Genomic DNA, 23,471 nt, shown 5'->3' with positions numbered 1-23,471 from the left:
AAATTTATAACAATACTTGTTGCTTTATTTGCTGATTCACTTATTACATTAATGAATTCGCTAACAAGCAATCAACTTTATATAACATTTGTTTTACAATTCGAATTTTTACTATTGAATTCTAACAAAAATCAACAGTCATTAATTAATGTAAATAATATAAATATACTAATTAAGTATAAGAAAACTACCTAAAAGGTATACATTAAGACAATGTATTTAATATTGTCGTTGATCATTCAAAGAAAAAGTATCACTTAATAAAATAATAACTAAACTGCACCCTATTAAAATCGGGTGGCAGTTTAGCAAATAAATAGTAAATGCTCAGAGTTAAGCTATTTATGCTTAGCTCAATAGGAAAAGCGGGATTTAGTCGTTTAAATGAGCATTTTTCAACGAAGAAATAGGCTTAAATAGCAACGCTCTGACTAGTTCCAGAAAACAAACGTTTTGCTTTTAGCAGCGCTCCAAATACAACCGAGCTAAATGCATCAGCGACAGAAATATCCACATCAGGGAAACGCTGTGTCAGTGCTTGTTGAACTAACGGAGATAACCCCATGCCACCCGTTAAATAGATTATTTCAGGTATTTGTTGTGCTTGTTTTATTGTGTCATCAATCATCACAAACATTTTATCAAGCCAATTATCCATAGTTTCAGCAACTTGTTCGCGCTCTATATCTAAGTGCAATGTACTCTCAATAAACGATAACGATAATTGTGTTTGTTGTTTATCACTCAGTTTTATTTTAGACAACTCTATTGCATGCATTAATTGATGCGTCAGTCGTTGTTTTTGTACCCGTTGCAAGCGCATTAAAGGCAATGGATCTTGGCTTTGATAAATATATTCAGCGATTGATTTGCTTCGTGCTGGCGAGTAAAAGTCACTCATCAATGGAATATTATCAATGTCATAAACCCCAGAGAACAACATATTAGGGATCGCTTTTCCATTATCAGTGCGTCCACCTCGTCCAAATAGAGGCGAAACAATGCCACTAGCTAATAATTTATCGCAAACAATTCCACCTTGGCGAATACCTTGTGTTGAATGAATATCTTCGTCACGATCTAGTTTTTCAGCATTTTCCTGACTTAATAAACAGAAGGTAACATCGGATGTACCGCCGCCGAGATCCACCACCATCGCTTGTGTAGGCTTCTGTATTTTCTGTTCAAAGTGATAAGCAGCAGCCAAAGGTTCATGAATAAATTCAACTTCTACAAATCCGACTTTATTTGCGGCACGCAACATTAAAGCTTCGGCTTGCTTATTGCCTAACTCGCCCATGGTGGAGTGATAATTCACAGGACGCGCAATGACAACTTTATTAATACTTATATCAAGTTGTTTCTCTGCGCATTTTTTTAAATAGGAAAGAAATCGTACCACTAAAGTTTCAAAGCTATCTAATAAACGTTTCGGTATCTTAGCCCCTAAGAAGTTCTTCGGGCTATTCACATAACGCCCTTCATGCGGAGTTTGTAAAAAAGCATTAAAGCCCTGCTCCCCAAATAAAATTTCGCCCGCAGCTAACATTTCGTTGAGTGTTTGTTCATTTGCTTTAGCATCATGGCTATCAGCGCCAGACTCATCATGTGCAAGATAAATAGCAGAACGTATTTTGTAAGGATTGTCACTGTTTTCATCGACAACGATCAAGGTAGGTTGATCGTTAACAAGTGCGGCTACGGCACAATTACTTGTCCCAAAATCAATTCCAATAAAATCAGATGGCATTATATTTCCTAGTCATGCAAAAAATGAAAAGACGCGATTCTACAGTAGGCAATTATAAATTTATACCCGTTATCTGTTCATATTCAGGTCAATAAAAGCAGCACACTTCTACTTGCTTATTTTTTCATCTTGATTAGCAACAAATTAATATTCAAATATCAAATGAGTTAATTTAATAGTACTTGTTTACACCTATCTAATTAAAAATGACTCCCTAAAATTTTTCTTTAAAAACATTTCATGAAAATAAACATTTACAGTAAGACTTAAAGATGTAAAATAAATGCATCTTTAAGTCTTATAGGTTTTTATATGCATATTACGCGTTATACCGACTATTCATTACGTGTCTTGATTTATCTAGCAATCCATCAAGAGCAATTAGCGACCATTAGCGAAATAGCCAACAGTTACGGTATTTCAAAAAACCATTTGATGAAAATTGTGCAACAACTTAATCAACAGGGTTATTTATTAGCAACGCGTGGAAAAAATGGCGGCATAAAATTAAATCGCCCTGCTGAGCAAATCAACATTGGGCAATTAGTACGTGAAATAGAAGACAAAAATAAACTAGTGGAGTGTTTTGGGACTGACAACCAATGTGTGATAACACCAAGTTGCCAATTGAAAAATATTTTTGCAGAAGCACAGGAGAACTTTTTTTCTACCTTAGATGCTTATACATTGAGTGACCTTGTAGGACCAAAACAACAAGGAAAGTTAGCTGATCTGTTAGCAATTAAAGTTATCTAAGACTATTTAAAGCTGTCTAGCGAGTTTGAAAAGTTATTAACTCTCAATCAATAAATTACAATTAACAAGAAAATACTAACGGTGATATGCCATGATTAAAATAACAGATCCAAATGATAATAGCCGTGCGGCTAATCAACCCATTGCTTTTCTTGAATTTGCATTTCGTCCTTTATTTTTATTTGCAGCCATATTTAGCATGATCAGCTTACTTGTTTGGAATGGGATATTAACCGGTAATCTGAACATTAGGTTATTTGGAGGTAGTCTTTGGTGGCATATGCATGAAATGTTATTTGCCTTCGCGACCACGGTTATTGTTGGGTTCCTGTTAACCGCAGTGCAAAATTGGAGTGGTGTACGCAGTTTGCATGGTAAAGGGTTAGGTGCTCTGGTCATTTTATGGTTATTAGCGCGTATTGCATTCTTTTTCCCAGATCAATTACCGCACACGTTAATTATTACCCTGGATGCCTTATTTTTACCATTATCAGCCTTAGCTTTAGCGATACCTATCGTTAAAACGAAATTGTGGCGGAATTTAATGTTTATTCCAATTTTACTGATCATGGCCATTACTAACCTGATCACACATTACAGTGCCATCACTAACAATCCAATACTGATGGGACAGGCAGCTACCTTTATGGTGTTATTAATTACCTTAGTGATGTGTATTATGGGCGGTAGAGTATTCCCTATGTTCACTGCTAATGGAACAAAAACTCCACGTGTAGATGCACTGCCCTTATTGGAAAAATTGTCACTGATTAGCATACTAATCACCATTTTCGTTGCTGCATTAGCAACATCAACATTGATTGATGTCCCTGCTCTATTGGTTGCAGTGTTATTTATTACCACCAGCGTCATACATGCAATACGTGTATTCCGTTGGAAGTTTTCAGTGACCTTATCAACTCCCTTAGTATGGTCACTCCATATTAGTTATTGGTGTATCGTGATTGGACTCTTAATGTTTGGTTTATCACAAATTACCTACCTAGTTAGTCATTCTCAAGCTATCCATACGCTTACTATCGGCGCAATGGCAACAATGATTTTGAGCATGATCTCTCGCGTTTCGCTAGGTCATACGGGACGAATAATCGCAGTTGGAAAAACCATGAGTATCGCATTTATCGCGATCATATTGGCCTTTGTAGTACGCGTATTTGGACTGTACTTTATTGCCAACTATAGCCACGTGCTATCACTTACCGTGGCTTTATGGATAGTTGGTTTTGGCTGTTTTGTTGTCATTTACACACCTATTCTATTGCGCCCTAAAGCACGTTAAATCAGGACTTATAAGGTAAGAAGCACACCTTAAGTTGTTTCAACTAAATAAAATTTAAACAAGTAAATTAACTATTGGAGATAAAATATGAGTTGTTGTGGTGGATGTGGCGGTTCGGGTCATGAAGAAGATAAAAAGAAACAAGAAGAACAACAAGAAAAGCAAGATAAAGAATAACTACTATCATTTTTAGCGTTATTTTCTTATTAAAAATCTGCTAAGCATAATGTTGTCAATATGTGTTTAGCTGGTTTTATCTCACTCTATTCTCTTCAATTTTTGTATTCTCAAGCTCATGTTTACTCACCTCATAACAGAAGACTAAATCACTTCGAATGAAAAGCTGAGTTTTAATAGCCTTCACTCTGTTTTTTGATGGTATTTACTCATCACCGCGACGACTAATTCAACTTTACTAGCACCTTCTCAGTGCGATTAATCAATGTTTTTCTTTTTTGGTGCAATTACTCGGTAATAAAACCAGTAATGATGCTTATAAAAAACAGCAAGCAATTGATAATAATTACATTTCTACTCTTGGCACCTATCCTGCTATATCCAATCTGCTATAACGAAATAACATAATGCGTTAAATAGCCAATAACGAATGTAGATAATACGGACATTAATAATCGAGTCTAAATTACCCGTTGGTATTAAAAAAATAACAATGAATATTAAAAAATTACAAATGGATATTTTTACCTGGTTAGACAGCTAATCACCTTAGCGACTGCATACCGATTAATGAAGATAGTGAATAAATTGTAAGGGCTCAATGGTAAGACATTAAGCAACATTCATACAATGACATTTACATATTAAACAATAACGACGTTTATAAAGCCTTGAGCATTAAAGTATATTAATACGCGTTGTTTGGTCAAATTAAGGAGGAATTCATGAGTATTTTAAATAATATCGATAACGTCAGAAACCATAATAATAACAATAATGCTATCAACAACACTGATACAACCTTCAGCAGTCCGAGCTATTCATCTACCAAATTAGCAAACCTTACAATAAAAAAAGGTGAATTTATATCGCTAATAGGTCACTCAGATTGTGATTCATCGATATTAAACACCCTAATGAAACATGGCTCGATAACGAGTTACAAGCCATTATTAATAGATAACAAAACTTATAACCCTGATTACGATATGACATTTGAAACAGCTTTTGTTCCTAGTACAAAGCGTCCGGTAATACTTGATCAGCAATCTTTATTACCTTGGTTAACCGCTTATCAGAATGTTGAATTAGCCGTTGAACAAGTATTTGCCAATTCCATGAAAAATCAGAGAAAAAACAATGGATAAAATACAACTTTACTGTGGTGAGAATGCAGCATGCCATGCATAAACGTCCAAATGAACTGTCTGAGGAGATGAAACAACGCGTTGCAATTGCACATGCATTGTCTATGCAACCTAAGGTATTAATAATGAATGAACCTTTTTCATGTTTAGATGCGATAACCAAAGCCGATATGCAGAATGCTTTAATGGATATACATAAAACACTTAATAACTCGATGATCTTGATTACTCAGGATATTGATCAAGCATTATTATTATCTGATAAAATCATAGTCATATCGGACGAACAAAGTGCATCTATTGGTGAATCAGTGATAGTGGACTTACCACGCCCTCGCGAACGAATGAGTTTATCTGAAAATGTTCACTTTAAACGCTTGAAGTCTGAGTTGTTAGATTTCTTATATCAGAAAAAATACAAGCTAAACTCTGTACGCCACAAAGTCATTAATACAAGCAATCAATCAATGACTGCTTGATGGTTATTTAAGCACAGATTAAGCTTCCGATACCCGTAGATCACTTTGCATGTCAGTTTCCTTTACGTGCGGATTTCAAAGGTGATCTACTTTTTCTTAAGACGATCTAAACGGACTTAAGGTGAATACAACTACCTGACGTACAAAGCGATGGAGATGAAATGGCTGAATGAGCCCATTAAAACAAACAAGTGCCAGATACCATGCGCGTGTTTTAACTTATCAAAGTCATCCAATACATAAAACACAATACCCACTGTATAAGCTATCCCCCCTACCGTTAACCAAGTAATGCCAGGCCCAGGAATAGCATTTTGCAAACTACTGTATTTAAAAACACATATCCATCCCATGGCTAAATAGATAATGATTTGCAACCACTCGATACGTTTCACAATCAATACATCAATGACCAAACCAATGACAGCAAGTCCCCAGACTAACCCTAACATCAACATGCCTCCATCACCTTCTAAAGAGAGCAACATATAAGGTGTGTAGGTACCTGCAATTAGCAGATAAATTGAAACATGGTCTAACTCTTGGAATATTTTTTTTAGCTTAACGCTTTGTAAACTATGGTACAGAGTAGACATGGTATAAAGCATAATTAAGGTTAACCCAAATACAACATAACTCACCACTATGCGCCAATGCGCTTGTTCAAAAGCGATGGTTAACAAGGACCCGAAACCGACTAATGCTAATATAGCCCCAACAAGGTGAGTGATACTGTTTAACTTTTCTCCATAGTACATAAATACGGTTCCTTGCTGAATAAAATTTCAATAATAACAACAGCAACAACAGTTAAGTCTCTCAATAATAAGGCTATAATCTCTGAACTTACTCATTGAATTCAAGATTGCTGTACTATTGTTTGTATTATCAGTTGTACTATCAAGAGAACAGACAAATATATTGCTAGCAAATTCAGTTTACTCTGTTTTTAAGCATCTAAGAGGAAAATACATGTCACCAAATACATTCTACCCGATCGGACAAGCAGGAGTTGCTTGGTCTGTTAATGAAAAACAGCAATGGGCAAATAGCTGTGTAAAATCTCGTTCATATCAACAACAAGTTGTCACTTTATTAAAGCAATTCTCCACTGACTTTGAACTTGTGCAATACGGTGCATTAACAATTGATCCTGACAGTTATCCTTTGTATGCACTCACTAATAAACAATGGCATAACAACAAGCCAATTATTTTAGTGACGGGAGGAGTACATGGTTATGAAACCAGTGGTGTTCATGGTGCGATACAATTTTTACAAAGCATTGCGAGCGACTATACCGACCATTTTAATATCGTGGTGTTACCCTGTGTCAGCCCATGGGGTTACGAACACATTGTTCGTTGGAATCCCTACGCAATCGATCCCAATCGTTCGTTTGTAAGCAATAGCCCAAGTGAAGAAGCCAGTAATGCCATGCAATATATTGCACAGTTACAGGGTGAAATACTGCTCCACATTGATTTGCATGAAACAACAGATTCAGATGAAAGTGAATTTAGACCCGCTTTAGCAGCGCGAGATGGTGAAGATTATATAGCCGGTACCATTCCCGATGGTTTTTATTTAGTTGGCGATTCAGCTAACAAACAAATTGATTTTCAAGCGGCCATTATTGAAGCTGTTAAACAAGTAACACATATTGCACCTGCCGATGAGCAAGGTGAGATCATAGGTTCTAAAGCCGAAGCTGAAGGTGTTATCTATTATCCTGTTAAACAATTAGGATTATGTGGTGGTATCACGAATGCCCCATACACAACCACCACTGAAGTTTACCCTGATAGTGAGAAAGCAACTGCTCAAGATTGTAATAACGCTCAAGTAGCCGCAATCAAAGCTGCTTTAGACTTTGTACTTACATCTGTTAACAATACTTAAATTAAACGCTGATAGAAAATAGCAGAGCAGCCTGAAGATAATATTAAACCTATGATGGGTTATTGGTTCAATATTTTAACGCAAACAGCCATACAAAATTTAGTGTTTACCTAGTTTGCTTACAGCGAATGAAGTTTAATTATTGAACAGTTGAAAGTGTGGCTCATTTGAACCATAATGATAGGACCATATGGTCTAAAGGAGGTTTTTATGGCAATGGCTGAATTGAAAAGTTTCAAACCCAAACAAACCTATAAGAAAAATTTTTGGTTTACGCTTGGTATTGAAGATGCGAATACAGTGCGTACTGACGCAGTGCATAAAGGCTTTAAACCCAAAGTTTATAGAAACATTATCAAGCGAACTAATTTATCTCAAAACGAGTTCCATCACGTCACGCATATTCCACTTAGCACCATAAAACGTAGATTAAAAAATGACGAGCGTTTCAACACACAAGAAAGTGATGCGATGTATAGACTGGCGATGCTAATAAAGTTAGCAACCGACTTGTTCAATGATGAAGATCGCGCACTGCAATGGATGCGAGAAAGTGTTTATGGGCTAGGAGGAAAAAGACCCTTAGATATGGTATCAACAACCGTTGATTTTGAAATAGTAAAAGATCTTATTGGTCGAGTTGAACACGGCGTATTCTCTTAATGAAAATGTACCGGCTTACTCAAAAAAGACACGCCGAGACACCTTTTAACCCAATCGGCGCAAAGTTATTTGGAGGCAGGTGGAATTCAAAAGGAACAGAGGCGCTGTATTTTTCTGAATCAGAATCACTATGTTCCCTTGAAGTATTTGTTCATGTTAATAACGAACCCAGCATGATAGAGCAATATAATTTATACCTTATTGACATGCCAGATGAGTTGATAGCCAAATTAGACCATGAAGATTTACCTACAACATGGCGAGCCATACCTGCCAGTGAAAGTACGCAGGAAATTGGCGATCAGTTTCTAAATGATCCAGAACCTGAATATGCCGCATTACAAGTTCCGTCAACTATATCCCCAAGGGATAAGAACTACGTTATCAACCCGAATCACCCTAAAATACAAGAAGTGCTAGAAGATTACGAACAATTAGCCTTTTCATTTGACCCAAGAATATTTAAGTGACGTATCCCCGTATGACTAATAAAAAACCGTATGACTAATAACAATCCGACGACTTATAAAATAATGGCAAGCGCCCTCTCCAGTTAAACAGACAAAGCACTTGAGCAGATAATTACTCGAGTCATATTCATATGGGTGAATATCTAATTAATAGTAGTAATAACTTCCGTTATTCCAACAATCAACATTTGCATACCTATCACAGCAAGAATTAGTCCCATTAATCGAGTGACAATGCTAAGCCCGCTTTTCCCAATAACACTTAAAATACGAGAGCTGAAAATAAAGCACAAAAAAGTAATTATACATAACACGGCAAAGACGGACATAGTCAATAATATGCCAGTTAATCCACCTGATGAAGAGTAATTTATTGCGGTTGCAATAGTGCCAGGTCCAGCGAGTAGAGGAACCGCTAAAGGTGATACAGCTATATCAGCTTCATCATTATTTTCGGCTGAATGCAGTTTGGAACCATGTCCATTAAGCATATGATACCCGACAAGAAAGACTAAAATACCCCCTGTTATTCTCAATGCAGAAATAGTAATACCGAATAAGTGAAAAATTGCTTTTCCAAGTAAAGCAAAAGATAAAATCACAATAAAAGTGATAATAAGTGCCTTAGCTGCAATTTTGATTTGTTCAGCTTTTGGCTTATCGCCCGCCAAACCTGCAAAAGCAGCAGTATTAGCGATGGGGTTCATGATTGCAAAAAATCCTAAAAATACCGTGATTGCTTGTGTATATAAATCATTCATTTAATGATTGTCCTTTAATAAACTATGTAAATATCAATGTGACGCCCAACGTGAACACTAACTCTAAAAGAGCTTTATTATCAAGTTAACTAACTCATAAACAACTAAAATAATGAGTTAATTGACTCATAAAACAACCATTTGACAGCATAAATAACCCATGACACGACTATTTTATCTGGTTTATAACGTACCTAAGACACAAAAACGTAGTTAAGAATACAAGCACCGAGGCTGAAAGTTATAATAACTGAAGATAACTGAAATTATCTTTCATTCTAGAAGTATCAAAAAAACTTAAGTGTTAAAAGTAGAGTGAAGTATGACAAGTCCGAGATGGTTTAACAATTATTTGTACTTTTATTGTTTTAAGCTTCCATTATTTTGAACGTCTGCTGTTTTTAAATTATAGTACTGTGATTTATTAAATGACTGTATTTCGAAATCAGTTAAATTACGCCACTTACCCACTGCAACATCCAATGTAACATCACCAATTTGTTCACGATGTAATGATTGAACACGATTACCAATCACAGCAAACATTCGTTTAACTTGATGAAACTTACCTTCGGTAAGGGTCAGTAAAACTTCACGTTCGCTAATGATCTGTAATGAAGCGGGTAACGTTAGTTGCTGTTCGCCTTGTAGCTGAATTCCCTGTTCAAATTGAACGATTGCTTGCTGCGTGATTGGTCGGGACAACTCGACGCGATAGACTTTTTTACAACCATTATTTGGCAAGGTGATATTAAAAGTCCACCGTCCATCATCGGTGATCAATATTAATCCCGTTGTATCTGCATCTAAACGCCCAGCAATATGTAATTCCGATAGTTGTTCAACCTGAGCATCATTATAAATACCTGAACCTGAAACATTATCAAAGCCGGTAATATTGTTAGGGTCAGTAACATTTTTAAGTAATAAATTAAGCGCAGAGGGATAGCATTCATCGACATTAGAACAAATAGTCTTGGCGGGTTTGTGCATTAATAAATAGCGAAAAGGACGCAGTGTTAAGACTTCGCCGTGAAATTTAATAGTATTGTTCTCATGTACTTGTGCTTCAACTTTCTTTATCACTACATCATTTACTGTGATATCGCCGGATTCGATGAATGCTAAAGCTTGGAGTTTTGTTAATCGTGTACTTTTACAAATAAATTTATCTAAACGCATTACGTTACCGAATTAAATAGTTAGGCATGAAGGTTTATGAAGACAGAATGATCAGCTAAATATTTAAATATATAAACCTAGCTTGGAAAATATCTAGCTTAACGCATGAGTGCTAGCAAACTCTAACATTCAGTGAACGCAGAATTAAACAGATATTTTACCTTGAAGATATAGTACAGCATGGCCAGATACGCATACACGTTGATTTTTTAGTTCACAGATTAATACACCTCCGCGTGCAGATGCTTGGAATGCATTAAGCTTATTTTTATTTAATACTTTAGCCCAGTAAGGGGCTAACCCTGCATGTATAGAACCCGTTACAGGATCTTCATCCCCTCCATTAGCAGGCCAAAAATATCGAGATACAAAATCATAATCCTTTGCAAGGTAAGCTGGATTGTCAGTGACATGAGTATTTAAATCAATATCTACGCCTTGAACACTCGCTTGAGCAATAGATACAGCAGTGTTTTCGGTGTGATTTTTACTTTTACTTTTACCTTCAATAACATTATTAATATCAACATCAGAGAGCCTTGACGCATCACTTGCTGTCACCACTAAGTCATAGGGGGCGAGTGTTTTTAATACATGTGCTTTGTAAGTAACATTAAGTACATCTTGCACACTATTAAAAATAGCAAAATAGGCTTGTCTATTTTTCAACACTTGCAGCGGTTTGATAGATAAACCATCAAGCAACGCAGGTGGTACCTCATTAACTTGTTCTGGATTTTGATTAGGAAAATCCATTTCAATACGATTATCATTTAATTGATTAACGGTTAATGAGCCAACTTCTAAGGTTGTAAATTCAATCTCACCTTTCACATCATAATGGTTATAGAGAACGAATGAAGAAGCTAAGGTTGCATGTCCACAGAAGTCAATTTCAGTGAGTGGAGAAAACCAACGTATTGCAAATTTATTAGGGGTGATTTTTTTGATAAAAGCGGTTTCTGAGAGGTTATTTTCATAGGCAATATTTTGCATTAATTCATCTGAGATCCAAGAATGCAAAGGAACAACAGCTGCGGAATTACCTCTAAACTGAGTATCCGTAAAGGCATCTACCACAAATATAGACAATTCCATTTATTCCCCTTTTATGCGCATCCATTAACTACATTTTTTGACAGTATTTTTTACAAAAATGAAAGTATGCTGAATTGAAAAGTAAAAATGCCCAATCATTAAATTAAGCATCATTCATAATTAAAGTAACGCTACTTTGGTTCATATTTAAATCAGCAACATGAAAGTTAAGTGATCATTGTTAATAAATTTTCTTATAACAATGATCACTAACTCAGTTGTTAAACCAACTCTATTAAGAATTTGAACAGCTATTTAACGGAATTGGTATTAACACTCTAATGATAAGTGCTTAGCTTTATCCGCGATAGTAACTCTGTGCAATAAACGGCATTTTTTCTACTTTCATGGCTAATTTTTTGCCACGAACCTCAGCAAAGACTTCGGTGCCTATAGCAGCATATTCAATAGCCACATACCCCATCGCCACAGGCATCCCTTTCGACGGACCAAAGGTGCCACTCGTTACCACACCAATTTCGTTATTATCAGCATCGAATAGTTGAGCACCTTCACGAACAGGCGCTTTAGAAATGCCAATTAAACCAATACGTTTACGTGAAACATTTTTAGTGGCGATTTGTTCAAGAATGATATCACTACCAATAAATCCGCCCGCACGAATACCATCTGCACGGCGCGCTTTACTCACTCCCCATAATAAACTCGCTTCCACAGGCGTTGTTGTTTCGTCTAAATCATGACCGTACAAACATAAACCACACTCTAAACGTAATGAATCACGAGCACCTAAACCGATCCATTCCACGGCTTCATCTGATAACAACTCACGCGCTAACTGTTCGGCTTGTGCTGCAGGTACCGATATTTCAAATCCATCTTCACCTGTGTAACCAGAGCGGCTCACATAACATTCAACGCCAACTAGCTGTACTTTCTCTGCATCCATAAACACCATGTCATTAACACTTGGGTTTAACGCTGCTAAAACTTCTACTGCCTTTGGTCCTTGAAGTGCGAGTAAGGCTCTATCTTCGATGATTTCTAACTCAACATCAGCAGGTAAATTTGCTTTCAAATGCGCAATATCTTGTGTTTTACAAGCGGCATTAACTACAACAAATAAATGGTCATCAAAATTAGTGACCATTAAATCGTCGCTAATTCCACCTTGTTCATTGGTAAAAAAAGCATAACGCTGTTTACCCGCGGGTAAATCTATAATATCAACGGGTACCAAAGTTTCTATCGCTGCGGCCGCGTTAGCACCTTTTAAACGTAATTGGCCCATATGGGAAACATCAAATAAACCCGCCGCTTGGCGACAATGTAAATGCTCTTTTTTTACACCTAATGCGTATTGCACTGGCATATCATAACCAGCAAAAGGCACCATTTTTGCCCCCATTTCAATATGTAAAGCATGAAGAGGTGTAACTAATAATTGTTCTGACATTGTTTGTACTCCAAAGGCTGTGATTTATTAAACGTCATTTACGTTTAGGTAGTAAATAATAGTGATTACAAGGTCGTACTTTTAAGGTTGTACTTTTGTGATTCTGCTTTTAAGGTTTTAAATTTAAGGCTTTCACTTTAAGGTGTAGCTTTTCAAATTAAGAGTCATAGACTCGTATGCTCTCTGTGAAATACATTAAGAAGCCGTAACCCATAGAATGCTTGCGTCCTCTTCACTGACCGAGATCAACATGTGTCCCATATTGGCATCGTAATAAACAGAATCACCTTCACTTAAATTAACCGGTTCATAGTATTCAGAGAAAAAAGTAATTTCTCCGCTTAATACTAATAAAAACTCTTCTCCATCGTGGCGTATCCAATCGGCATAAGCATCAAAGCTACGTGCGCGGATCAGTGATTTAAAAGGCATCATTTTTTTATTGGTTAATTGTGTTGCTAATAACTCATGTTCATAGGTAGAAGTAGGATGAGGTTTTCCTAACTCGTTCCGCGTAATATCACGTCGACCAGTTGTACTGACTTGTTTCGGCGCAGCAAACAGTTGTGGAATATCAATTTGTAAACCACTAGTCAGTTTTTGCATCGCTTGAAACGTCGGTGATATTTGTTCATTCTCAATTTTGGATAACGTCGAACGCGCTAAGCCGGTTTTTTGACTTGCTTCTTCCAACGTTAAACCCAAAGTTCGGCGGATCTGTTTTAAGCGTTCACCCAATTTAATCGGTGCTATCTTCTGTTCATGCTGATCGCTGGTAATGGTCATTGATGGATAAATATCTTGTTGTTGCTGATCAGTCATTACTACTCTCCTATTAATAAACACTATATTAACGAACCAAAATAAAAGCGCACAATAAAATAAAGATCTACATCACACTCCTGAAATAATGTTTCCTTTTGGAAACTTTTGCTCAACTTTGAGGGAATAATTCCTTATAATAATCTCCACTTGTTATTGCTTTGTTAACACTACGCACTATAAAGCCTATAGATTCAGTACAGTTTGATGTTAATTAATTGTATTCACACAGAGTGAAACAATTCCCTTATCGGAAACTTTAAAGGTGATTAACGCGAATTTTGGCTAAATAGAATGTTAATAAGGTAATAGAAATAGATTTTATGAGTGTTATGCTGAGTGAGCGTAACACTTAGTCTCGATATCATTTACTAGCGAAGGATTTAACTATGGAAAGTGCATTAAAGTTCACAGAGTCACACGAATGGGTATTAGACAACGGTGACGGTACCGTTACTATGGGGATTTCAAACCAAGCACAACAATTATTAGGTGATGTGGTATTTGTTGATTTACCTGATGTAGGCGATGCAACTGAAGCAGGAGAAGCTTTCTCTTTAGTTGAATCAGTTAAAGCCGCTTCTGACCTTTATGCACCTGTTACTGGTGAAGTTGTTGAAATCAATGACGAACTAGAAGGTAGCCCAGAATTAATTAACGAATCACCTTATTCCGCGGGTTGGATAGTTAAAATTAAACTAGATGACGCAAGTGAGCTAGATAACTTGATGTCTAGTGAAGATTATCACGCAGCAAACGAAGAATAAGCAATTTGCTTTTGTATAATTTTGTTTAGTTAATTTATTTACTTAGTTAATTTACTTAGTTAATTTAACTGAGCTTTTATATGAAATTAGAACAAAGGTTCAATAATATCTGGGGCGACTTCATAGGAAATCGCCTTTCTTTTATAAGTTCTTCAAACTCGTTCTGAGCTGATTGACTTATCAAGACAAAAACATACGACACACACTTTTCTGTAACTGCGACTGTTTAGGATGAATATGACTGCTCATACATTACTCGATTTATTAAGTGACCAACAAGAATTTGCAACGCGTCACAACGGCCCTAACCCTGCACAACAACAAATCATGTTAGATACCATTGGTGCAACCAACTTAGATCAATTAATTAACCAGACTGTACCCGCTGCTATTCGCCTTCCAGAAAAGTTAAATCTCGCTGAACCACAAAGTGAGTCTGATATGTTGGCGTCATTAAAAACTATTGCTGAAAAGAACGTAGTTAACCGTAGCTTTATTGGCCAAGGTTATTACAACACATTCACGCCAAACGTTATCCTACGTAACGTCTTAGAAAATCCAGGTTGGTACACTGCTTATACGCCTTATCAGCCAGAAATCTCACAGGGTCGATTAGAGTCTTTATTAAACTATCAGCAAGCGGTGATGGATTTAACGGCGATGGACTTAGCCAATGCGTCGTTATTAGATGAAGCAACTGCAGCTGCAGAATCAATGACATTGTGTAAGCGTGCGAGTAAAAGCAAAAGTAACGCCTTCTTTGTGTGTAATGAACTACACCCACAAACAGTTGATGTGATTCGTACACGAGCAGAATATATCGGCATTGATATCATTACCGGTACGGCCCAAGAATTAGATAACCACGATGTATTTGGTGCTATTTTACAATATCCAAACACCACCGGTCATGTTATTGACCTAACAGACATCATTGCACAGGCACATTCTAAAAAGACCTTAGTCGCTGTTGCATCAGACCTACTAGCATTAACGCTATTAAAAGCGCCGGGTGAAATGGGCGCAGATGTTGTTATTGGTAGTGCACAACGTTTTGGTGTACCAATGGGTTTTGGTGGTCCGCACGCAGGATTCATGGCAACACGTGATAAATTCAAACGTACTATGCCAGGTCGTGTTATTGGTGTATCAAAAGACAGCAAAGGCAAACCAGCATTACGCATGGCTATGCAAACACGAGAGCAACATATTCGTCGTGAAAAAGCCACTTCCAACATTTGTACTGCACAGGCACTATTAGCCAATATGGCTGCATTCTATGCGTTATATCATGGTCCAGAAGGTCTACTAAAAATCGGTCGCCGTGTACATCATTACACCGCTATTTTAGCAGCCGGTTTACAGAGTGAAGGCGTTGAATTAGCCAACCAAACTTTCTTTGATACCTTAACGCTTAATACTAATGAACACAGTAAAGCAATTTACCATCGTGCTCTTGCTGAAGGCATGAACCTTCGTAAAATCCCTAACCCCGATAAAACAGCACCAGACAATATGCCAGTGCAGTTGGGTATCAGTTTAGATGAAACTACAAAAGCAAAAGACGTAGAAGATCTATTATTGGCGATCACAGGTAAAGCACTTAAAGTAAGCGAGTTCAGTGACCGCATCGCAAAAGATGAATTCGCAGCGATACCAGAATCTTGTCGACGTACTAGCAAATACTTAACACATCCAGTATTTACTGCACACCAAAGTGAAACGCAAATGATGCGTTACATGAAAAAACTAGAAAACAAAGATTACTCACTAACTCACGGTATGATCCCGCTTGGTAGCTGTACCATGAAGTTAAATGCTGCCGCTGAAATGTTACCAGTCACTTGGCCTGAATTTGGCCAAATGCACCCATTTGCGCCAACAGAACAAAGCTTTGGTTACCAAGAGTTAGCAGAGAAACTATCAACCATGTTATGTGAAATAACTGGTTACGATGGTATGTCGTTACAACCTAACTCAGGCGCACAAGGTGAATACGCAGGCTTGATCGCCATTCAGCGTTATCACCAACATAACGGTGATGCACACCGTAACGTTTGTTTAATTCCAAGTTCAGCTCACGGTACAAACCCAGCTTCTGCGGCAATGGTATCAATGAAAGTCGTCGTGGTGGGTTGTGACAAGTTAGGTAATATCGACCATGCCGATTTAAAAGAAAAAATCGACAAACATCGTGATAACTTATCTTGCATCATGATCACTTACCCTTCTACACACGGTGTTTATGAAGAATCTATTCAAGAAGTTTGTGAATGGGTACATGAAGCTGGTGGTCAAGTTTACCTTGATGGGGCAAACATGAATGCACAAGTAGGTTTAACGACACCGGGCTTTATCGGCTCCGATGTATCACACCTTAATCTACACAAAACATTCTGTATTCCACACGGTGGCGGCGGTCCAGGTATGGGACCAATCGGCGTTAAAGCGCATTTGATCCCGTTCCTACCGGGACACATCGAAGTAACAGAATCTGCAGATAACAAACATTACGCGGTTTCTGCAGCAGAGCTAGGTTCAGCATCTATTTTACCAATCTCATATGCTTACATTGCGATGATGGGTGAACAAGGTTTAACAGAAGCAACTAAGTTGGCTATCTTAAATGCTAACTATGTAATGGAACGTTTACGCCCACATTACCCTGTCTTATTCCTTGGTAAAGAAGGCCGTGTTGCGCACGAATGTATTATCGACATTCGTCCAATTGAAGCGACATCGGGCATTTCAGGTGAAGATATTGCGAAGCGTTTGATGGATTACGGTTTTCACGCGCCGACTATGTCATTCCCTGTAGCTGGTACGCTAATGATTGAACCAACGGAATCTGAAAACCTAACTGAGTTAGATAGATTCTGTGATGCAATGATTGCAATTCGTCATGAAATTAGCCAAGTAGAGTCAGGCGAATTAACGTTAGAGGATAACCCTCTAGTGAATGCACCGCATACACAGGTTGACCTAATGGATACAGAATGGGCTCACGTTTACTCACGTGAAGTTGCCTGTTTCCCAACTGAATTTAGCAAAGGCGCTAAATACTGGCCAACGGTAAACCGTGTAGATAACGTGTTTGGTGACAGAAACTTAATTTGTTCATGCCCAAGTATTGAAAGCTATATGGAAGATTAATGTTTGATAGTTTTACTTGGGGGGTTGTCTAGGTTCAAGTCTTAGACAAACTTAGTAATCATCGTTAAATAGACTAAAAAAAAGCGAACCCTTTATATAAAAGTGGTTCGCTTTTTTATATCTTCCACTACAGCTAATAAAACGCTGTTAAGACGACGCGCTTTATCACAAACGTGATTAACTGATTAAAAATCGCACTGCTCAACCACATTACCTTGCGTTAGATTAAGAGCTGCAATGAGAGCAACAATGAATGATCCGATTAACTTCAATAAAGACTGTTTTTAGCTATTACCTATAATTTTATATTTACGATAGATAGATGAAACAAACCGTCCAATTAACATGAACAATATTTTACTTTTACCATTAACCTATTGAATAGTTTATTTTAGTTGCTACTGTCACATCAAATTTTACTGAAAAATTGTATTCTATATATTCACTTGTTACATGGAATAATTCTGTGTAGTAGGATGTTATGCCTTACAGGAGTAGTTAGATGTGGCGTGAAATAATTAATAACGGGGGAATTCTAACTTTAATTGGTGTAGTCGTTGGTTTTCTTCTATCTGAGGTAACTGGAGTATATAAAAAACACACAGAGAGAAAAGATGCAAAGAATTCGCTTCATGATGAAATTCGTTTTAATTATGAGCAGACTAAAAACAAAATAGATATTCTAAATCAAGTTGTGTCAGCCTTAAAAAATAAGACATTCCTTTCAACAAAATGTGGCAAATATTCCACAACTGAATTTGAAAATTTATATCATATAGCAATTCCAAAACTTAGCATTATTGAAAGAGATAATTTGAGGCACCTAAATAGTTTTTATTTGGCAATTGATAACCTTTTGGATAGTTTTGACGAAACTTTCAAAAGCAATCTTGAAGGTGCTGAAGCTAGAGAAAATACTTTCGAGTCGGTATACAAAGAAAGTGTTATACAACTAGAAGATATAAGGGACTCTTTGCAAGAGAGTCTCGCTTTATCTTCAGATTACTTGAACGGTAAACCCGTATCAATATTCAATAGTTTAAAGGGATAATAAGTGGAAGTAACATTGACCCAGATGGGTCGAGCACAGTAGGGTCTGTTCAGGAGGACAGTATCAACCGGCATTCTCATATCGCAAATATGGAAATTGGTGTTTAGCCTACAAATGGTGCAACAACGGCTTCTGAAGCCGCTGACGCCCATGGCAGTATCGGCTCAATGTATACGAGCGAAGGATTAGTGAATTCTGCCGGAACAAATGAATCGCGGCCGAAAAACGTTTCCTTGTTATTTTGTGAAAAAATTAGCAGGTATAACAAACTGCTGCACACCGACACATACTGCTACGCTCGTTTTTGTGTATGTCGCTGCGTTCCATTTTCATACTACCCAAAAGAAGGAAATTTTATGAACAATGCACAACAAATGAACGATGATGATTTGATGATAATTAATAATCTTTTAGTAAAAGAAATTATTAAACTTAAAAGCCAACTGACTCCAGATACTCCTGCAGATATTTTATCAATAGGAGAGAACTCCCTACAAGACCTCTTGGCTATGTATAAAGAACATCAGGGCGAGATTATTAAACGTAAGATTAAATGAACATAATCATAAGGTTAGGGCTGAACTGTGAATAAATTAGAGGTAGCATTAGTTGCTTTATTAGTTGGATGGTTATTATCACAACTGACTGAAGTATTAAAATCAAAATGTAAAATTAAAAAGCTAAAAATGGCTATATCTTTAGAATTAAAAGACTTAGAAGAGCTTTTAGCTGAGCGTAATAAAACTGCTAAAAAGTCAGCTTTAGAATACGGTCATGCTTTAAACTATACTTGCTCGCTAGGCGCTCCCGTATCTACACCCATAATTGATTCTTTTTATAGTGATGTAGCTGATAAGTTTACCAAGGAACAACGATATAATATTCGGGTTTTCCTTGATCATATTCGTGCATACAATTCTATTGTGGAATTTATAGAAAAAAGCAGATCGGGGACAGCGACTCAAAACGAAATAGTTTTTAAGCTTTTTGAGGCGTATAAACAGACTGCCTTTGCTTCTATATATATACACGAAGCTAATAAAGTTGGTGGCATTGTTAAAATTACTGATGACCACGAAAGTCTAATTCAATTACGTGATAGCCTCCCTGAGTTAATTAATAAACTCGCAATCAAAAGCTAATCAGGTAGCAAGAGCCATCTAACCTCCACCCGCACACCACCCTTCATGCGGCTGCGCACAGGGGGGCACCTTATGAATAATATTGATTAATCCACAAGTCCTTTAATGACATCAAACCTTGTTCGGCTAGAAACGCATTACTGATCGCTATATTGATGCCTTTGGTTTTCGAACTACGACAAGGTCCTTTACGGGTGCTTTTTGTAAATCCGCTGGCAAAGGAAATGGCTAACGCTCGCTGAATGTAAGTTTGCTTAATGATCTCATTTACGTCCTTGGTTTTCCATTGTCATAAAAACATGAACCAATGGGGTCACACATTAACAAGAACACGATTTTCATGATTTTCATGATTATGCTAAAACTATTTATATTACGATTACGCTAGTCTATCTGAGGTAAGCAAGCTCATATACAAACAAGATAACGTTTATCTTAGGGGCTGTATTGCCGTGTATTAGAAGTTCAAGATGCAAGAAATGCACAGCAGTTTCAAGTTAATGGAATAGAGTCTTATCCAAACTTTTATGATGGAGTAAGAACATATGAATCAAATTGATATTTACACCATTGGTTTTACCAAAAAAAATGCACAAACATTTTTTAGTTTTATCAAGCAGTCAAAGGTTAAAACACTGATTGATGTAAGGCTTAATAATGTTTCTCAATTATCGGGGTTTGCTAAGAGAGATGATCTTAAATTTTTCTTGAAAGAACTATGTAATACTGAGTATGTTCATACTCCAGAGCTTGCACCAACTAAAGACATATTGAATGCTTACAAGAAAGGTGAAATGCCATGGGAAGTATACCAGGATAAGTTTTTAAACCTGATGAGTCAGAGAAACATTGAGAAAACAGTAAAATCTACATTGTTAGATCAGGGTTGTTTATTATGCAGCGAACACGAACCACACTTTTGCCATCGTAGGCTGGTAATAGAATACCTAAATAAACACTCAAAGTTAGACTTAAAAGTGAAGCACTTGTTCTAATTGTCACCGATGTGCTACTAGGGTATATCAATTGAGTCTGCTAATGGCTGATATTGCCCTTTGCTCCTATTCGACTTTTTTGTAAATGTAATTGAAAGTAACCCCCTATTCCCTTTAATGACCTACCAGACTGATAAGCGTTAATGATTACTTCGTGATGTGATTTAAATCGTTGTTGATTTTGTTTTAGTGCCAAAGACGGATTTGTCTCATAAATTCATTTACAACTCAATTTAATCAATTATTTATTGAAAGTTTGATAATCTATTTGAATCTAAAGTAAATATAAAATACTGTGTTTTTTAATTAAAATTAGAGCTGAAAATGAGAAATGCTAAACTCTCATTAGCTGTCGTGAGGTTATGTTTTTTTGAATTTTATCAATAATATGAAAATATATTTTAGCATCATTAATACCGGTCATTCTGGTTCTTATATTTGGTGATTCAATGTATGTTGGTCTTTGGTATTATATTTTAATACCAATATCAGCGTGGATAATAGTAACCCCTCTGCAACCAAATTCTTCATTTTTTTCTGGTATGGGTGTTGCTCTTGCGTTGACTTATATGCCTTTTTTGATCTCAAATTGGATATCCGATATACCTGATGGAAAAGGGGAAGTTATATTTTTAAAAGGTTTTGGTTCAATTGTCGTTGGCTTTCTTCTGGCTATTATTGTTTCAGTTGTAATATCATAATTTACAGCTAATTAGGTCGTCATAGGTATCTAACTTCTAGACCCACACCACCTTGTATACCGCTAACCAAAGATTGCTTTCCTCTTAGTGAAGAGTTAACAATAATCGAGAGTAAAAATGGAAATCAACTTTAGAGCAGCAACAGTTAAGGATTCTAGTTTAATAGGTTCTTTAGTTGTAAAACTTACAACTGAGATTTGTGAGTTAACAAAGGCACAGCATTTTGATATTGATCTCAATGAAACCATCAAACGATGTGGTGAATTAATTACTGATGGCCACTATTCAGCAATTATTGGTCTCTATAAAAATAATCCAATTGCTGTCGTTACTATGGCAGAAACATATGCATTATATGCTGGTGGTAAAATCGGTGTGATCCAAGAGTTTTATGTTTCACCTGAATTCAGGGATTCTGGTGTTGGTTCAATGTTAATTGAGCAAGTTAAAGATTATGGTAACAATAACAATTGGTCATATATTGAGTTATGTACACCACCTTTACCAGAGTTTGATCGCACATTAAATTTTTACCAAAAAAACGGATTAATTCCAGTTGGTGGTCGTAAAATGAGGCAGACATTGGCGTAAATTATTGCAAATTGATTTAGTCGAAGGTATGTAACCACCAACCCTCATAACGCCCTGCAAGTGACTCCATGAACGAACTTAAATCGCTCCATCAATTGGTGTCACTTGCTAAGGCAAACTTACTTTTGTAATAACTGGTAAACATGATGAGCACTAGCAACATCAGCAAGTGCTGTGCCTACTGACTTAAATAAGGTTATTTGGTTATTATTCAACCTGCCATTAACATCACCAGTGCAAAGCTGTGCAAGTTCGCCTTTGACATGTGTCTTTTCTATGTGACCTTCAGATAATGGGATCAATACTTCCCCTGCTTCATGAAAAACATTAAGGCAACTATCTGCAATAACATAAGACATTTTTACCGTTTCAGAATCACATTCACGACAGGTTTGATGGTGATTGCCCACTAAATCAATATGCGTACCCGCCGCTATTAAAGCACTATCAAATAATGGAGTTGGGCTACCTGTCGCACAACTTACGATATCAACATGGCCGATCACTTCTTCATATTTATCGCAAGCTAATACCGTTAAGTCTGGGCGAGCAGCTTTAATTTTATCAATGGTTTTTTGTACCTTCTGCTCACTACGCCCTTGTATATAAATGTTTTTTAAAGGACGCACTGTTGCATGAGCTAATGCCATATAAGGTGCTAACTCACCAGTGCCAAACAATAATAATGAACTAGCATCCTCACGTGCCATCATACTACTTGCCAAACCGGAAATAGCAGCAGTACGCCAATAGGTTAAGCTAGTGCCATCTACAAGGGCTAGTGGGGAGCCGGTTTCTCGAGAAAAGAGTAATACCTGTGCGGCTACCGTTAACCGCCCTTTTTCTGGATTTTGTGGATAGTGAGTAAAAGATTTAACGCCAAGTACATCCTGTGTCCATGCGGGCAATACTGCAAAAGTATCGTGCTTTGCTTCGCTACCACCGGGCAATGGATAAATTTGTCGCTGAGGCATTCCAAAATCGGCACTAAAGGCATCTTTCAGAGCGGGAATAAGGCGCTCAAAAGATAAGACTTGTTGCACTTCTTCACCACTAATTATTTTCATTTTTATCCTTATACTTTGTATGAGTTATCTTTTAATAAGTTATTTTTTATTTACTGTGTTTGTATTTAAGTTGTCTTTT

Annotated in this window: 23 protein-coding genes; 15 read left to right on the top strand and 8 right to left on the bottom strand. The window is 36.8% G+C overall.

Annotated features, from left to right (window positions below):
* Positions 1-412 precede the first annotated feature (412 nt).
* Positions 413-1,750 carry a molecular chaperone gene (gene yegD / locus GQR44_RS09075; protein ID WP_166371444.1) on the bottom strand — a complete coding sequence of 446 codons (1,338 nt, stop codon included), beginning with the start codon at positions 1,748-1,750 and terminating at the stop codon, positions 413-415.
* Positions 1,751-2,062: 312 nt separating this feature from the next.
* On the opposite strand from yegD, the gene GQR44_RS09070 reads away from it, so the two are divergent.
* The 4 genes from GQR44_RS09070 to GQR44_RS09055 all read left to right on the top strand — a co-directional run bounded on the left by GQR44_RS09070 (position 2,063) and on the right by GQR44_RS09055 (position 5,610).
* The gene (locus GQR44_RS09070) at positions 2,063-2,506 is read left to right on the top strand and encodes an Rrf2 family transcriptional regulator (RefSeq protein ID WP_166371442.1); all 444 of its coding nucleotides are present in this window, start codon (positions 2,063-2,065) and stop codon (positions 2,504-2,506) included.
* Between the two features lie 91 nt (positions 2,507-2,597).
* The gene (locus tag GQR44_RS09065) at positions 2,598-3,806 is read left to right on the top strand and encodes an NnrS family protein (protein ID WP_166371440.1); all 1,209 of its coding nucleotides are present in this window, start codon (positions 2,598-2,600) and stop codon (positions 3,804-3,806) included.
* 902 nt (positions 3,807-4,708) lie between these two features.
* Positions 4,709-5,131, top strand: a complete 423-nt coding sequence (locus GQR44_RS09060; protein WP_166371438.1) for a hypothetical protein — start codon at positions 4,709-4,711, stop codon at positions 5,129-5,131.
* Between the two features lie 35 nt (positions 5,132-5,166).
* On the top strand, positions 5,167-5,610 hold the full coding sequence (locus GQR44_RS09055) for an ATP-binding cassette domain-containing protein (RefSeq protein WP_240923604.1): 444 nt from the start codon (positions 5,167-5,169) through the stop codon (positions 5,608-5,610).
* A 131-nt stretch (positions 5,611-5,741) separates the two neighbouring features.
* Here GQR44_RS09055 and GQR44_RS09050 read toward each other — a convergent pair whose 3' ends face one another.
* Positions 5,742-6,368, bottom strand: coding sequence for a hemolysin III family protein (locus tag GQR44_RS09050; protein WP_166371434.1), 627 nt, complete (start codon positions 6,366-6,368; stop codon positions 5,742-5,744).
* A 214-nt stretch (positions 6,369-6,582) separates the two neighbouring features.
* Here GQR44_RS09050 and GQR44_RS09045 point away from each other — a divergent pair, with 214 nt between their 5' ends.
* The 3 genes from GQR44_RS09045 to GQR44_RS09035 all read left to right on the top strand — a co-directional run bounded on the left by GQR44_RS09045 (position 6,583) and on the right by GQR44_RS09035 (position 8,645).
* Positions 6,583-7,512 carry a M14 family metallocarboxypeptidase gene (locus GQR44_RS09045; RefSeq protein WP_166371432.1) on the top strand — a complete coding sequence of 310 codons (930 nt, stop codon included), beginning with the start codon at positions 6,583-6,585 and terminating at the stop codon, positions 7,510-7,512.
* A gap of 210 nt (positions 7,513-7,722) precedes the next feature.
* Positions 7,723-8,175: an antitoxin Xre/MbcA/ParS toxin-binding domain-containing protein gene (locus tag GQR44_RS09040; protein WP_166371430.1), complete on the top strand. Its 453-nt coding sequence runs from the start codon at positions 7,723-7,725 to the stop codon at positions 8,173-8,175.
* Positions 8,175-8,645 carry an RES family NAD+ phosphorylase gene (locus GQR44_RS09035; RefSeq protein ID WP_166371428.1) on the top strand — a complete coding sequence of 157 codons (471 nt, stop codon included), beginning with the start codon at positions 8,175-8,177 and terminating at the stop codon, positions 8,643-8,645. The genes GQR44_RS09040 and GQR44_RS09035 overlap by 1 nt, the downstream gene beginning before the upstream one ends.
* A gap of 143 nt (positions 8,646-8,788) precedes the next feature.
* Here the strand turns inward: GQR44_RS09035 and GQR44_RS09030 are convergent, their stop codons facing one another.
* The 5 genes from GQR44_RS09030 to GQR44_RS09010 all read right to left on the bottom strand — a co-directional run bounded on the left by GQR44_RS09030 (position 8,789) and on the right by GQR44_RS09010 (position 13,925).
* Complete coding sequence (locus GQR44_RS09030; RefSeq protein WP_166371426.1) at positions 8,789-9,406, bottom strand: MarC family protein; 618 nt, start codon at positions 9,404-9,406, stop codon at positions 8,789-8,791.
* Between the two features lie 360 nt (positions 9,407-9,766).
* Positions 9,767-10,588 (bottom strand): 16S rRNA pseudouridine(516) synthase, encoded by an 822-nt coding sequence (locus GQR44_RS09025; protein WP_166371424.1) that lies wholly within the window; start codon positions 10,586-10,588, stop codon positions 9,767-9,769.
* A 144-nt stretch (positions 10,589-10,732) separates the two neighbouring features.
* Positions 10,733-11,686 carry a PhzF family phenazine biosynthesis protein gene (locus tag GQR44_RS09020; protein ID WP_166371422.1) on the bottom strand — a complete coding sequence of 318 codons (954 nt, stop codon included), beginning with the start codon at positions 11,684-11,686 and terminating at the stop codon, positions 10,733-10,735.
* 298 nt (positions 11,687-11,984) lie between these two features.
* Positions 11,985-13,103 (bottom strand): glycine cleavage system aminomethyltransferase GcvT, encoded by a 1,119-nt coding sequence (gene gcvT / locus GQR44_RS09015; protein ID WP_166371420.1) that lies wholly within the window; start codon positions 13,101-13,103, stop codon positions 11,985-11,987.
* A 195-nt stretch (positions 13,104-13,298) separates the two neighbouring features.
* Positions 13,299-13,925, bottom strand: coding sequence for an XRE family transcriptional regulator (locus GQR44_RS09010; protein WP_166371418.1), 627 nt, complete (start codon positions 13,923-13,925; stop codon positions 13,299-13,301).
* Between the two features lie 389 nt (positions 13,926-14,314).
* Between GQR44_RS09010 and gcvH the strand changes: the two genes are divergently transcribed.
* From gcvH to GQR44_RS08970, 8 genes are all read left to right on the top strand, one after another.
* On the top strand, positions 14,315-14,692 hold the full coding sequence (gene gcvH / locus GQR44_RS09005; protein WP_166371417.1) for a glycine cleavage system protein GcvH: 378 nt from the start codon (positions 14,315-14,317) through the stop codon (positions 14,690-14,692).
* A 237-nt stretch (positions 14,693-14,929) separates the two neighbouring features.
* Positions 14,930-17,845, top strand: coding sequence for an aminomethyl-transferring glycine dehydrogenase (gene gcvP / locus GQR44_RS09000; protein ID WP_166371416.1), 2,916 nt, complete (start codon positions 14,930-14,932; stop codon positions 17,843-17,845).
* Between the two features lie 502 nt (positions 17,846-18,347).
* Positions 18,348-18,896: a hypothetical protein gene (locus GQR44_RS08995; RefSeq protein WP_166371415.1), complete on the top strand. Its 549-nt coding sequence runs from the start codon at positions 18,348-18,350 to the stop codon at positions 18,894-18,896.
* Between the two features lie 356 nt (positions 18,897-19,252).
* Positions 19,253-19,453, top strand: coding sequence for a hypothetical protein (locus GQR44_RS08990; RefSeq protein ID WP_166371414.1), 201 nt, complete (start codon positions 19,253-19,255; stop codon positions 19,451-19,453).
* A gap of 27 nt (positions 19,454-19,480) precedes the next feature.
* A complete protein-coding gene (locus tag GQR44_RS08985; protein WP_166371413.1) occupies positions 19,481-20,038 on the top strand; it encodes a hypothetical protein in 558 nt (185 codons plus the stop codon).
* A 545-nt stretch (positions 20,039-20,583) separates the two neighbouring features.
* Positions 20,584-21,033, top strand: coding sequence for a DUF488 domain-containing protein (locus tag GQR44_RS08980; RefSeq protein ID WP_205963015.1), 450 nt, complete (start codon positions 20,584-20,586; stop codon positions 21,031-21,033).
* A gap of 449 nt (positions 21,034-21,482) precedes the next feature.
* Complete coding sequence (locus GQR44_RS08975) at positions 21,483-21,734, top strand: hypothetical protein (protein WP_166371412.1); 252 nt, start codon at positions 21,483-21,485, stop codon at positions 21,732-21,734.
* Between the two features lie 117 nt (positions 21,735-21,851).
* Positions 21,852-22,325: a GNAT family N-acetyltransferase gene (locus GQR44_RS08970; protein WP_166371411.1), complete on the top strand. Its 474-nt coding sequence runs from the start codon at positions 21,852-21,854 to the stop codon at positions 22,323-22,325.
* A 119-nt stretch (positions 22,326-22,444) separates the two neighbouring features.
* On the opposite strand, the gene GQR44_RS08965 is transcribed toward GQR44_RS08970, so the two are convergent.
* The gene (locus GQR44_RS08965) at positions 22,445-23,392 is read right to left on the bottom strand and encodes an ornithine cyclodeaminase family protein (protein ID WP_166371410.1); all 948 of its coding nucleotides are present in this window, start codon (positions 23,390-23,392) and stop codon (positions 22,445-22,447) included.
* Positions 23,393-23,471 lie beyond the last annotated feature (79 nt).

Origin of the sequence: Psychromonas sp. SA13A (assembly GCF_011378715.1) — a bacterium.
Taxonomy (GTDB): Bacteria; Pseudomonadota; Gammaproteobacteria; order Enterobacterales; family Psychromonadaceae; genus Psychromonas.
The sequence above is the reverse complement of the archived record's forward strand: the minus strand, read 5'-3'. Positions and strand labels throughout refer to the sequence as shown.

Bases quoted from the DNA above. Each gene is read 5' to 3' on its own strand.
- GQR44_RS09065 (WP_166371440.1), top strand. From the start codon at position 2,598: ATGATTAAAATAACAGATCCAAATGATAATAGCCGTGCGGCTAATCAA.
- yegD (WP_166371444.1), bottom strand. From the start codon at position 1,750: ATGCCATCTGATTTTATTGGAATTGATTTTGGGACAAGTAATTGTGCC.
- GQR44_RS08975 (WP_166371412.1), top strand. From the start codon at position 21,483: ATGTATGTTGGTCTTTGGTATTATATTTTAATACCAATATCAGCGTGG.
- GQR44_RS09030 (WP_166371426.1), bottom strand. From the start codon at position 9,406: ATGAATGATTTATATACACAAGCAATCACGGTATTTTTAGGATTTTTT.
- gcvP (WP_166371416.1), top strand. From the start codon at position 14,930: ATGACTGCTCATACATTACTCGATTTATTAAGTGACCAACAAGAATTT.
- GQR44_RS09050 (WP_166371434.1), bottom strand. From the start codon at position 6,368: ATGTACTATGGAGAAAAGTTAAACAGTATCACTCACCTTGTTGGGGCT.
- gcvT (WP_166371420.1), bottom strand. From the start codon at position 13,103: ATGTCAGAACAATTATTAGTTACACCTCTTCATGCTTTACATATTGAA.
- GQR44_RS08990 (WP_166371414.1), top strand. From the start codon at position 19,253: ATGAACAATGCACAACAAATGAACGATGATGATTTGATGATAATTAAT.
- GQR44_RS08995 (WP_166371415.1), top strand. From the start codon at position 18,348: ATGTGGCGTGAAATAATTAATAACGGGGGAATTCTAACTTTAATTGGT.
- GQR44_RS08970 (WP_166371411.1), top strand. From the start codon at position 21,852: ATGGAAATCAACTTTAGAGCAGCAACAGTTAAGGATTCTAGTTTAATA.
- gcvH (WP_166371417.1), top strand. From the start codon at position 14,315: ATGGAAAGTGCATTAAAGTTCACAGAGTCACACGAATGGGTATTAGAC.
- GQR44_RS08980 (WP_205963015.1), top strand. From the start codon at position 20,584: ATGAATCAAATTGATATTTACACCATTGGTTTTACCAAAAAAAATGCA.
- GQR44_RS09035 (WP_166371428.1), top strand. From the start codon at position 8,175: ATGAAAATGTACCGGCTTACTCAAAAAAGACACGCCGAGACACCTTTT.
- GQR44_RS08965 (WP_166371410.1), bottom strand. From the start codon at position 23,392: ATGAAAATAATTAGTGGTGAAGAAGTGCAACAAGTCTTATCTTTTGAG.
- GQR44_RS09055 (WP_240923604.1), top strand. From the start codon at position 5,167: ATGCATAAACGTCCAAATGAACTGTCTGAGGAGATGAAACAACGCGTT.
- GQR44_RS09010 (WP_166371418.1), bottom strand. From the start codon at position 13,925: ATGACTGATCAGCAACAACAAGATATTTATCCATCAATGACCATTACC.
- GQR44_RS09025 (WP_166371424.1), bottom strand. From the start codon at position 10,588: ATGCGTTTAGATAAATTTATTTGTAAAAGTACACGATTAACAAAACTC.
- GQR44_RS09045 (WP_166371432.1), top strand. From the start codon at position 6,583: ATGTCACCAAATACATTCTACCCGATCGGACAAGCAGGAGTTGCTTGG.
- GQR44_RS09070 (WP_166371442.1), top strand. From the start codon at position 2,063: ATGCATATTACGCGTTATACCGACTATTCATTACGTGTCTTGATTTAT.
- GQR44_RS09040 (WP_166371430.1), top strand. From the start codon at position 7,723: ATGGCAATGGCTGAATTGAAAAGTTTCAAACCCAAACAAACCTATAAG.
- GQR44_RS09060 (WP_166371438.1), top strand. From the start codon at position 4,709: ATGAGTATTTTAAATAATATCGATAACGTCAGAAACCATAATAATAAC.
- GQR44_RS09020 (WP_166371422.1), bottom strand. From the start codon at position 11,686: ATGGAATTGTCTATATTTGTGGTAGATGCCTTTACGGATACTCAGTTT.